Below are 10159 nucleotides of genomic sequence, written 5' to 3' on the forward strand. Positions count from 1 at the left end.
CTGGCGGGCCCGGTGATCGGCCGGGCGGGGGCACGGCTGCTGGCCGTCCCCGTCCGGCTGCTGACGGCGCCCCGCAGGCTGGGCGGGGGCGCCGCCGCCGAGCTGGCGTTCGCGCAGATCAGGGCGAACGCCCGGCGGCTCTCCTCCGCGCTCACACCGGTGGCGCTGGTCGTCGCGTTCACCCTGGTCAAGCTCGCGGCACTGGCGGCCGTCGCCGACCCGTCGTGGATCGACCTGTTCGCGACCGTCCTCTACGCCGCCTTCGCCGCGCTGGCCGCCGCCAACACCCTTGTGATGCTCAGCGCCGAACGCCGCCACGAGGTCGCCCTCCTGCGGGCGGCCGGCGCCGGTGCGGGGCAGGTGGTGCGGATGCGGGTGGCCGAGGCGGCGACCGTCACCTGTGCCGGCTTCGGCGCCGGCGCGGCCGTCGCCCTCGCGGTGACGGTCCCCCTCGGCGACGCCGCGGGCGCCTCCCTCGCGGAGCTGCCGCCCACCACCTGGGCGGGCACCGGCGCGGCGGTCCTCACCCTCACCCTGCTGGCGACCCTGGCCCCCCTGCCGCTCCACCTACGCCGCGCGTCCCCGGCATGAGGGCCCCACCTCCGATCGAGCCCCCTCTTTCCCCGCCGGGCCCCCTCCCTCCCGCCGCGACGGCGAGAAGCGAGACGTACCGGCCCGGCGGTGCCGAACCCACCGCAACCGCGACCGGTCCCCGCCCCTGACGTCCCGCACCATACGGTGCACTCGTACCCCCATACCCCCAAACCCGCACTCGGCCCACCGACCGGCCCACCGACCGGCCGGTGGCCGCACCACCAAGGCGAACCGTGACCCGCTGTCTCGACCTTCTCGGCATCCCCGCGACGCGCAAGGCACTCCGCGTCCTCGCGTACGCCGTGGCCGCCCTGCTCCCAGCCCTGCTGGGAGCCCCCGCACTGGCGCTGCTCGCCCTCGCCGCCGTGCTGTGCGTGACCAGGGCCGGACCTCCGGTCCTCTCCCTCGTGCTGACAGCCGTCCGCGCGCTGGCGGACCTGGAGCGGACGCTCGTGCGCGGCTTGCTCGGCGAGGACGTGCCCGCTCCACCGCGTCCCCGCCCGCTGCGTGCGGCGTACGACGCCGCGACCTGGCGGTGCGCGGCGTACGCCGTGGTCAACGCGCCGCTCGGGGTGCTGCTGCTGGTCGTCCAGGTGCCCGTACGGCTGTACGGGCTCGCCCTGGTCTCGTACCCGCTGTGGTTCCGGGCCGTGCGCGAGAACGGGCACGCCGGTCTCGAACTCACCGGCACCTGCCCGCTGCACACCTGGCCGCGCGCCCTGGCCGTGGCCGCCGTCGGGCTGGTGCTGCTGGCGGCGGCCGGCTGGGCGGGCCGCCGCCTCGCCGACCTCGTCCGGCTGCTGGCCCGTACCCTGCTGGGCCCGCTCCGCCTCGCCGACCGGGTGCACGACCTGGAGGAGACCCGCGCCCTGGCGGTACGGGACTCCGCCAGCACGCTGCGCCGTATCGAACGCGACCTGCACGACGGCGCGCAGGCCCGGCTGATCGCTCTGGCCATGGCCCTGACCCGCGCCAAGGAGGCCCTGCGCGCCCCCGAGCCCGCGCCGGCGGACACCGCCAAGGCCCGCGAGCTGGTCGAGCAGTCGCTCGGCACGGCCCGCACGGCGCTGAGCGAGCTGCGGGACCTCGTGCGCGGTATCCACCCGCCCGTGCTCGACAAGGGCCTCGCCCCGGCCCTCGCCTCCCTCCGCTCGGACATCGAGTCGCCCGCCCTGCGGGTCACGGTGCGCACCGACCTGCTCGGCGGCCCCCGCCCGCCCGAGGCGGTGGAGACCATCGCCTACTTCTGCGCGGCCGAACTGCTGGCCAACGCCGCCCGGCACGCGGGGGCCCGGAACGTCACCGTCAGCGCCCGCCTCGCGGGAGGGGACGGGCCGGGCCCGCGGGAACTGGTACTGGCCGTGGAGGACGACGGGCGGGGCGGCGCGGCCCCGCGCCCTGCCGCGCCCGGCGGCTCGTCCGGGCTGCGCGGGCTGGCCGAACGGGTCCGCACCGTGGACGGCACACTGTCCCTCGACAGCCCGCCGGGCGGACCGACGAGGGCCACCGTCCGCCTGCCGCTCACGATCCAGGGGGAGATGCCGACGTGACGAGCCCGGACGCGCCCCCGCTGCGCCTGGTCATCGCCGAGGACGCCGTCGTCGTCAGGGAGGGACTGGCCGGGCTGCTGACCGACCGGGGACTGGAGGTGGCCGCGGCCGTCGGTGACCCGGACGCGCTGCTGGCGGCGGTGGAACGCGCCCGGCCCGACGCCGTCGTGGCCGACATCCGGATGCCGCCCACCCACCGGGACGAGGGCCTGCGCGCCGCCGCCGAACTGCGCCGCCGCCACCCCGGGCTGGGCATCCTGCTGTTCTCCCAGTACGTCGAGACCAGCTACGCGCACGCCCTGCTGGCCGACGGCCCCGCGGGCATCGGCTACCTGCTGAAGGACCGCGTCCTGGACGTGGACGACTTCGTGGACGCCCTGCACCGCGTGGTCGAGGGCGGCACCGCGCTCGACCCCGACGTCATCTCCCGCCTGCTGAACGCCGGGCCCTCACCGGCCGCGCTGACCGCACGCGAGCACGAGGCCCTCGGCCTCATGGCCGAGGGCCTCACCAACGGGGCCATCGCGCAGCGGATGGGGATCTCGGCGCGGGCCGTGGAGAAGCACACCGCCGCCATCTTCGACAAGCTCGGCATCCCCCGGACCACCGCCACCCACCGCCGCGTCCAGGCGGTCCTCCGCTACCTGGAGGACCGGTCGGCGTAGCCGCTAGACCACCAGGGACAGCGGCAGCAGCAGGAGCAGCGCGACGACCGAGATGAGGGTCTCCATCACCGACCAGGACCTGACCGTCTGGCCGACGCTCATGCCGAAGTACTCCTTCACCAGCCAGAACCCGGCGTCGTTGACGTGGCTGAAGAAGAGCGAGCCGGCGCCGACGGCGAGGACCACCAGCGCGGCCTGCCCCGTGGACATGTCGGCGGTGAGGGGGGCGACGAGTCCGGCGGCCGAGACGGTGGCGACCGTCGCCGACCCGGTCGCCAGCCGGATGCCGACCGCGATGAGCCAGCCCAGCAGCAGGGCGGGGACGGACCAGTTCTCGGAGAGGTCCAGGATCATCCGGCCGATGCCGACATCGACGAGGGTCTGCTTGAAGCCGCCGCCCGCGCCGACGATCAGCAGGATGCCCGCGATGGGGCCGAGCGAGCCGCCCACCGTCTCCGCGAGCCGGTCCTTGCCGAAGCCGGCGGCCCGTCCGAGGGTGAACATCGCCACCAGCACGGCGGCCAGCAGCGCGATCATCGGGTCACCGACGACGTCCATGACGCGCTGCACGGTGTTCTCGGCGTCGTCGACCACGATGTCGGTCAGCGCCTTGGCCAGCATCAGGACGACGGGCAGCAGCACGGTGGCCAGCGTGACGCCGAAGCCGGGCCGCCGCTCCAGTTCGGCGCTCGCCCGCTCGGGCACAACGCCCTCGGGCGGGGTGGTGTCCACCCAGCGGGCGGCGACCTTGCCGAAGAGCGGACCGGCCACCACCAGCGTCGGAATGCCGACGACGAGGCCGAGGGCGAGCGTGACGCCGAGGTTGGCGTGGATGGCGTCGATGGCGACCAGCGGGCCGGGGTGCGGGGGGATGAGCCCGTGCATCACGGACAGGCCCGCGAGCGCCGGGATGCCGACCCGCATCACGGAGTAGTTGCCGCGCTTGGCCACCAGCAGCACCACCGGGATCAGCAGCACCAGCCCGACCTCGAAGAACATCGGCAGTCCGACGATGCCCGCGATCAGCGCCATCGCCCAGGGCATGCCGCGCCTGCCCGTCCTGGCCAGGATGGTGTCGACGATCTGGTCGGCGCCGCCGGAGTCGGCGAGCAGTTTGCCGAGGACGGCGCCGAGCGCGATGAGCACGCCGACACCGGAGACCGTGTCACCGAGCCCCGTGGTGAAGCTGTCGATCGCCTTGTCGAGGGGCGCGGCGGCCACCGCGCCCAGCACGAGGGAGCCGACGGTCAGCGCGAGGAACGCGTGCAGCTTGAACCGGGTGATGAGGACGACGAGGACGGCGATGCCGACGAGGGCGGCGATCCCCAACTGGGCGTTGCCGGCGGACGTGATGGGGTCCGGTTGCGGTGACCCCGCGGCCAGCATCTCGACGCTGAGATGACGCACGGCTCTTCCTTTTCCGGTCGGAGGGAGGGGGAGGCGGAGGGAGGGGAGGGAGAGAGGGGGAGGTGGGGAGGTGGGGAGGGGACGGGGAGGAGGACAAGGAGGAACGGGAGAGGACAGGAACGGGGACGGGGGTGCGGGAGGGGTCAGGGGTCCGCGGGGGTGGCGGGTGCGGCGGTGGCGGGTGCGGCGGTGGCGGGCGCGGCCGTCCGGTGGTCCGCGGCCCGCAGGGCGGCCAGCGCCTGGTCGGCGACGGCCCGCGGCCCGGCCGCGACGGAGACGGCCACCCCCCGCTCGTCCGGCTCCAGGGGTTCGAGGGTGGCGAACTGGGAGTCCAGCAGGGCGACGGGCATGAAGTGGCCGGCCCGCTCGGCCATCCGCCGGGCGATCAGCGCGCGGTCGCCGGTCAGGTGGACGAAGACGAGGCCGGGGGCGGCGGCCCGCAGCCGGTCGCGGTAGGCGCGCTTGAGCGCGGAGCAGCTGACCACTCCGCCGCGCCCTTCGCGGCCGTGCGCCCAGGCGCCGATGGCGTCGAGCCAGGGCGCGCGGTCGGCGTCGTCCAGGGGGGTGCCGGCGGACATCTTGGCGACGTTGGCGGGCGGGTGGAAGGCGTCGGCCTCGGCGTAGGGCACGTCCAGCGCCTCCGCGAGCAGCCGTCCCACGGTGGTCTTGCCGGTACCGGCCACACCCATGACGACCACGACGTTCCGGTACGTCATCGCACACCCACCGTCCTCACAGTCCTCATCGACCTCGGTGCCGAGCACACCTAACCTCATAGGTCACACGTATTCAAGAGTTGGACTCTTATTAGTCATACTTAATTGGCGTGACGATGAGCACGTAGGCTGACCTCCAGGCCCGGTGCCGCAGGCCCGCCGAAGGTGCGGAGCCGGCGGACACGTGCCCGACGGGGACGGACTGGGACCACGGGGAACACGGGGACGACGGGAGAGCCACGACTGATGAGCGGCCAGGGGGCGGCCCCGGTAGGGGGACCCGCGCGCGAGCGGGGGCTGCACGCCCGGCTGCTCGCCTCGCTGGGGCCCGCGATCACCGCGGGCGAGTACCCGCCGGGCACGGTGCTGCGCACCGAGGAACTGGCCGCGCGGTACGAGGTCTCCCGCACGGTCGCCCGCGAGGCGGTGCGGGTGCTGGAGTCCATGCACCTGGTCGAGTCGCGGCGCCGGGTCGGCGTCACCGTCCTGCCGGCCGAGGAGTGGAACGTCTACGACCCGCAGGTGATCACCTGGCGCCTCGCGGGCGCCGACCGCGGCCGCCAGCTGCGCTCCCTCACGGTGCTGCGCTCGGCCGTCGAACCGGTGGCCGCGCGGCTCGCCGCCGAGCTGGCCACCCCCGAGGAGTGCGCCGCGCTGACCGAGCACGCCCTCGGCATGGTCGCCACCTCACGCGGCCAGCAGCTGGAGAACTACCTCGTGCACGACACCGCCTTCCACCGCACGGTGCTGCGCGCCTCCCGCAACGAGATGTTCGCCCGCCTCGGTGACGTCGTCGCGGCGGTCCTCGCCGGCCGCACCCACCACGAGGTGATGTTCAGCGACCCCCGCCAGGAGGCGGTCACCCTCCACGTCCAGGTCGCCGAGGCCGTCCGCGAACGCGACGGCGCCCGCGCCGAACGCGCCATGCGCACCATCACCGAGGACGCCATGGCCGAACTGGACGTCCTGGCCCCCTGACCTGTCCTGGCCTGACCTGTCCTGGCCTGGTCTGGCCCGAGCCGACCCAGGCCTCCGGGCGCCACCCCCTGGGAGCTGTCACTCCCCCTCCAGCGCCGCGAGGTCGTCCCGCAGCCACGCGGGGGCCAGCGGGTAGGCCGCGTACTCCCGGGCGTGCGGCAGGCACGCCCTGACGAGGCGACCCGGCCCGGAATTCACCTCCACCACCGCCACGACCACCGTCTCGGCACACCACTGCCCGCACGGCAGGCAGTGCCCGCCGCTCACGATCCCGCTCACCGCGCCTCCGCCCTCTCCGCGAGGGCTCCCCGGAGCCGGTCGGGGTCGGTCAGCACACGGTCCCTCGCGAACGGCACGGCCCAGTACGGGCCCGGCGGACCGGTACGGTCCCGCGCCGGTACGGGCAGCCAGCACGCCACCGACACATGCACGGCGCCCGCCTCCGCGGGCAGCCCGCCCCACACCGCCCCGGTCCCCGTCGGCACCAGCCAGTACAGCCACGCCCCGTACGGGTCCCCGATGACACTCCCACCCGCGTTCCCCAGCCGCCGGACCACGTCGACCCCGACGTCGTACGGCACCCGCACCGCGTCCCACCACACCCCGACGGGGGTCAGGACGAAGGGTGCGTGGGTCGGTGGGGACCACCCGCCGCCGAGCGGTGGATGGGGGCTGCTGTGCGCGGTACGCGCCATGGTGACCGTCCTGTGTCCGCGGGTGCGCGGCACCGTGCTAAGGGCGGTGCCGCCGTACTCGCGACGCACCGTAGGAGGACGCTTCGTCGCGCGCCAGTGACGCTGTGTGCCTATCGCGCCGCCGTCTGGGACGGGGCGTCCTACCTCTCCACACCCAGCCGGTCCGCCAGTTGTGTCAGTGGTGAGGTGCGACGGCGTTCACGGGCGTGGAGGTCGGCGACGAGACGGCGCGTCGTGCCGTGGTAGCGCATCCATTCGGGTGCGTCGCGTTCGGCGGCGAGCAGGGCGCGCGTCGCGGACTCGTCCTGGCCGAGACCCGCGTGGGCGAGGGCACGGTCCACGTGGAAGCGGGCGCGCCAGGTCGGCGGGAGGGACCGCAGGCCGGGGACGGCGCGCGCGGTGGTGAGGGCCGGAGACGGGCGGTCCATCTCGACCTGGAAGTTCACCGTGGCGACGGCGGTGTTGGTGGGCCCGAACGGAGTGGCGTAGTCGAGCCGGTCGGCGCCGATGCGCGCGGCTGCCGCCGTCGCCATGCGCAGCAGGTCCTCCACGCGGTCGTAGCGGCGCTCGCCCTGCCGGACCAGGGCCGTGGCCGCGCGCAGCAGCAGGATGCCCCACAGGGACAGGTCGAGCGGGTGCGAGCGGAACGTCGGCTCGATGCGGTCGGCGTGACCCAGCGCCACCGTCTCCGCGTCCTCCAGGCGCCCTTGCTTGGTGAAGATCCACGCGAGAGTGGCCGCGCCGATGGCTTCCAGGTGCGGGTCGTCCGAGCGCCGCGCGGCGGCGGTGGCACGCTCCATGGCGGTGAACGCGGCGTCCGGGTTGCCCAGCGCGGTCAGGGTGGTGGCCGCTACCTGGTACGCCTCCGCCAGCACCGCGTAGGCGGCCGCGCGGTCCCGTTCGCTGCCTTCGTACGCACGCACGGCGGCGCGGGCGTCGCGGATCAACTGGGGCAGTACGGAGCCGACCTCGCCCATCCTGCCCTCCCGCCGGGTGCTCTCCGTGGCGCGGAGGGACGCGCGCAGGGCACCCACGGCCGGCGGGTCCTCGGGGTCCGCGTCCGGCTCGTCCGCGTCGCCGCCGAACAGGTCGCTCACCGGTGACACGGCCCGCCGCAGCGCGAGCACCGACGGCGCGCTCCCGTCCGGGCGGGGCTCGAACGTGACGGGCGACCCGACGAGCACCGACACATCCACATCCAGCGCCCGGGCCAGCCGGTTGAGCGTCGCCATGCGCGCTGTCTGACGCCTGTTCTGCTCCAGCTTGCGGACGGTGTCCACACAGACATCGGCCAACTCGGCCAGGCGCTCCTGGGTCAGCCCGCGCCGCGTACGCAGCCGCCCGATCCGGTCCCCGATGCTGGTCTCGAACCCCTCGTGCACCACCGCACACCCCCACACGTGGACACCTCCACGCTACGCCCACCCGGCGGCGAACCGGACCACCATGGCGACGGGTTCACGGGCGGATCGTCGGGTCCGGCCTCTGGCGGGACGCCTGTGCGGGGGGCGACCGAGTTCAGCGGTTCAGGCGACAGCCACCCCCACCGCCGACGCCAGTTCGCTCGCCTCTGTGCGCAGGGCGCGGGGTGCTCGGCGCCAGAGGTCGGCGGTTGCCGTACGGGCTGCCGGGGTGTAGCGCACCGTCTCCGTGTTGACGGCGTGCGCGCGCTGCATGACGTGCAGGGCGGCGGTGGCGTCGCCGCGCTGGAGGTGGCCACGGGCGATCTCCACCCACAGGCGTGCCCGGCGCTCGGTGGAGGGCATGGTGTCCGGATCGATGGTGTCGGCAAGGGAGAGGGCCCTGCCCGAGGTCCGCAGGTCCGTCGCCACCGACACGGCGTGGAAGTCCACGTTCGCTCGGCCGAACACGGTGGAGGGGTGGACGTAGGTGTCCGGGAGCGACCGCGCCACGCGCTCGCCCTCGTCCCAGTGCCGCCAGGCGTCCCCTTCGCGGCCCTCACGGGCACAGGTCACGGCGGCATGCAACTGGAGTGCCCCGTACACGCCGCGCCGCTCCTGTGTCGTGTCGTCCAGGAGCGGGCGCAGTAGGTCCGCCGCTTCCGTGACCGTGCGCAGGGCCTCCTCCGGGTAAGACGTCTCCCGCAGGATGTTGCCCATGTTCCACGCGGCGGCGGCGATCGCCACGGGGTCGTCCGCCTGCTGCGCCGCTGCCAGCGCCCGGTCGGCGACGACCCACGCCAGCTCGGCCGGGGCGACGTATGCCGTCGCTTGACCGACCAGTCGGTATGTGTCCGACAGTGCCACCAGGGCGGCGCGGCGCTCCGCGCCGTCGAGGTTCCGGGACGCCGCCTCCGCGTCCCGGATCAGCGCGGGCAGCAGCGCACCGACCTCCGTCCGGTTGCGCCGCGAGGTGTGCCAGAGCCGCCACGTCTGGTCCACGCGCCCCCGCAGCTCAGCGACATCCGGCACCCCGTTCGAGGCCTGCGGGGTGTCGCCCGCGAGCCCCCGCATCATCACGGCGGCCCAGATGTCCGGCATCGCCGGATGGTTGAGCCGCCCCAACGGCACCGGCTGGGTGACGCTCTCCTCGCCGGTGAGCGCGGACAGGTCCGTCAGCTGGAGCGCGGCGGCCAGCCGGAGCAGCAGCGTGTACGAGTCCAGCTCGCGCTCCCCGGTCTCGATCTTCTTCAGCCAGTCGGGCCCCCGCCCGCACAGCCCCGCGAGCACCGCCCGCGTCATCCCGCGAGCTTCCCGGAGCGCACGCACCCGGTCACCGACACTGAGGCCCCGCGCTGTGAACTCGGCTTTCTCGGACGGCATGTGGCCTCCGTTCACTCGACACTCCGAACGGTACGCCCACCCGGCCCCATGCTGAATGCGTTGTGCGGCCTCCTTCACCCAGGCCGCCGTGGCGGAGGCCCCGGCACCGCTACGCCCACCCGGTCCCCTCCGGGGCGCGGCGGCGCGGGGGGCCGGGGACGATGGCCGCATGGAGGAGAGCGGCGGACGGCGGTCCGCGTCCCACGCGCGGGCGTGGCTCCTGCTCGCTCCGCTGGTGCTGGGGCTGTTCGTGGCCTACTTCCTGCTGCCCGTGCGGGTGCTGGGCCCGCAGCGGCCGGAGCTGAGCTGGACGGTCTTCGGGCTGGTGCTGACGGTCATCGCCGTACTGCTCCTCAAGCACATGCGGGACGCCCTGTTCGACCGTCCCGGTACGGCCGTCGCGCTGGTGTCGCTGATGTGTCTGACGGTGCTGGTGTTCTCCTCCGCGTACTTCGTGATCTCGCACGACCCGGGCGAGTTCCAGGGATTGCGCACCCGGCTGGATGCCCTCTACTTCACGCTGCTGACACTGGCGACCCTCAGCTACGGCGACATCGCCCCGCGCGGCCAGTCGGCGCGGCTGGTCATCCTGCTCCAGATCCTCTACACCTTCGTCTTCCTCACGGCCGCCGCCACCTCCCTCACGGGCAGGCTGCGCCGCACCGCCGCCGGCGGCCCCCCGCGCGGTGCGGCCCGCGACGGCGACGACCGCGGCCCGGGCTGAGCCGGTCGAGCCGACGGAGCCGGTCGGGCCGACCGCGCCGGCGGCGC

The 10159-nt window shown here is 74.6% G+C and carries 11 protein-coding genes; 5 read left to right on the plus strand and 6 right to left on the minus strand.

What is annotated here, in order from left to right; translation table 11 throughout:
- From FM076_RS17035 to FM076_RS17045, 3 genes are all read left to right on the plus strand, one after another.
- The coding region (locus tag FM076_RS17035; RefSeq protein ID WP_173871692.1) for an FtsX-like permease family protein at nt 1–591 on the plus strand (591 nt) is incomplete at its 5' end.
- A gap of 236 nt (nt 592–827) precedes the next feature.
- On the plus strand, nt 828–2144 hold the full coding sequence (locus FM076_RS17040; RefSeq protein WP_173871694.1) for a sensor domain-containing protein: 1317 nt from the start codon (nt 828–830) through the stop codon (nt 2142–2144).
- 20 nt (nt 2145–2164) lie between these two features.
- On the plus strand, nt 2165–2809 hold the full coding sequence (locus FM076_RS17045; protein WP_173874813.1) for a response regulator transcription factor: 645 nt from the start codon (nt 2165–2167) through the stop codon (nt 2807–2809).
- Between the two features lie 3 nt (nt 2810–2812).
- Here the strand turns inward: FM076_RS17045 and FM076_RS17050 are convergent, their stop codons facing one another.
- Together FM076_RS17050 and FM076_RS17055 are read right to left on the minus strand one after the other, a co-directional pair.
- Nucleotides 2813–4216, minus strand: a complete 1404-nt coding sequence (locus FM076_RS17050) for a gluconate:H+ symporter (protein ID WP_173871697.1) — start codon at nt 4214–4216, stop codon at nt 2813–2815.
- A 143-nt stretch (nt 4217–4359) separates the two neighbouring features.
- Nucleotides 4360–4932, minus strand: coding sequence for a gluconokinase (locus FM076_RS17055; RefSeq protein ID WP_173871699.1), 573 nt, complete (start codon nt 4930–4932; stop codon nt 4360–4362).
- Nucleotides 4933–5178: 246 nt separating this feature from the next.
- On the opposite strand from FM076_RS17055, the gene FM076_RS17060 reads away from it, so the two are divergent.
- The gene (locus tag FM076_RS17060) at nt 5179–5910 is read left to right on the plus strand and encodes a FadR/GntR family transcriptional regulator (RefSeq protein WP_173871701.1); all 732 of its coding nucleotides are present in this window, start codon (nt 5179–5181) and stop codon (nt 5908–5910) included.
- Between the two features lie 78 nt (nt 5911–5988).
- Here the strand turns inward: FM076_RS17060 and FM076_RS17065 are convergent, their stop codons facing one another.
- From FM076_RS17065 to FM076_RS17080, 4 genes are all read right to left on the minus strand, one after another.
- Complete coding sequence (locus FM076_RS17065; protein ID WP_173871703.1) at nt 5989–6189, minus strand: hypothetical protein; 201 nt, start codon at nt 6187–6189, stop codon at nt 5989–5991.
- Entirely contained in the window at nt 6186–6605 is a 420-nt protein-coding gene (locus FM076_RS17070; RefSeq protein ID WP_173871705.1) for a hypothetical protein, read from the minus strand. The genes FM076_RS17065 and FM076_RS17070 overlap by 4 nt, the downstream gene beginning before the upstream one ends.
- Nucleotides 6606–6745: 140 nt before the next feature.
- Complete coding sequence (locus FM076_RS17075; protein ID WP_173871707.1) at nt 6746–7987, minus strand: helix-turn-helix domain-containing protein; 1242 nt, start codon at nt 7985–7987, stop codon at nt 6746–6748.
- Nucleotides 7988–8131: 144 nt separating this feature from the next.
- Entirely contained in the window at nt 8132–9388 is a 1257-nt protein-coding gene (locus tag FM076_RS17080; protein WP_173871708.1) for a helix-turn-helix domain-containing protein, read from the minus strand.
- Nucleotides 9389–9557: 169 nt separating this feature from the next.
- On the opposite strand from FM076_RS17080, the gene FM076_RS17085 reads away from it, so the two are divergent.
- Entirely contained in the window at nt 9558–10112 is a 555-nt protein-coding gene (locus FM076_RS17085) for a potassium channel family protein (protein WP_173871710.1), read from the plus strand.
- The last annotated feature ends 47 nt before the right edge of the window (nt 10113–10159 follow it).

Source organism: Streptomyces albus subsp. chlorinus (assembly GCF_013302895.1).
Lineage (GTDB): Bacteria > Actinomycetota > Actinomycetes > Streptomycetales > Streptomycetaceae > Streptomyces > Streptomyces chlorinus.

Coding starts and splice junctions, on each gene's coding strand:
- FM076_RS17055 (WP_173871699.1), bottom strand. CDS start 4,932: ATGACGTACCGGAACGTCGTGGTCGTCATGGGTGTGGCCGGTACCGGC.
- FM076_RS17060 (WP_173871701.1), top strand. CDS start 5,179: ATGAGCGGCCAGGGGGCGGCCCCGGTAGGGGGACCCGCGCGCGAGCGG.
- FM076_RS17070 (WP_173871705.1), bottom strand. CDS start 6,605: ATGGCGCGTACCGCGCACAGCAGCCCCCATCCACCGCTCGGCGGCGGG.
- FM076_RS17080 (WP_173871708.1), bottom strand. CDS start 9,388: ATGCCGTCCGAGAAAGCCGAGTTCACAGCGCGGGGCCTCAGTGTCGGT.
- FM076_RS17085 (WP_173871710.1), top strand. CDS start 9,558: ATGGAGGAGAGCGGCGGACGGCGGTCCGCGTCCCACGCGCGGGCGTGG.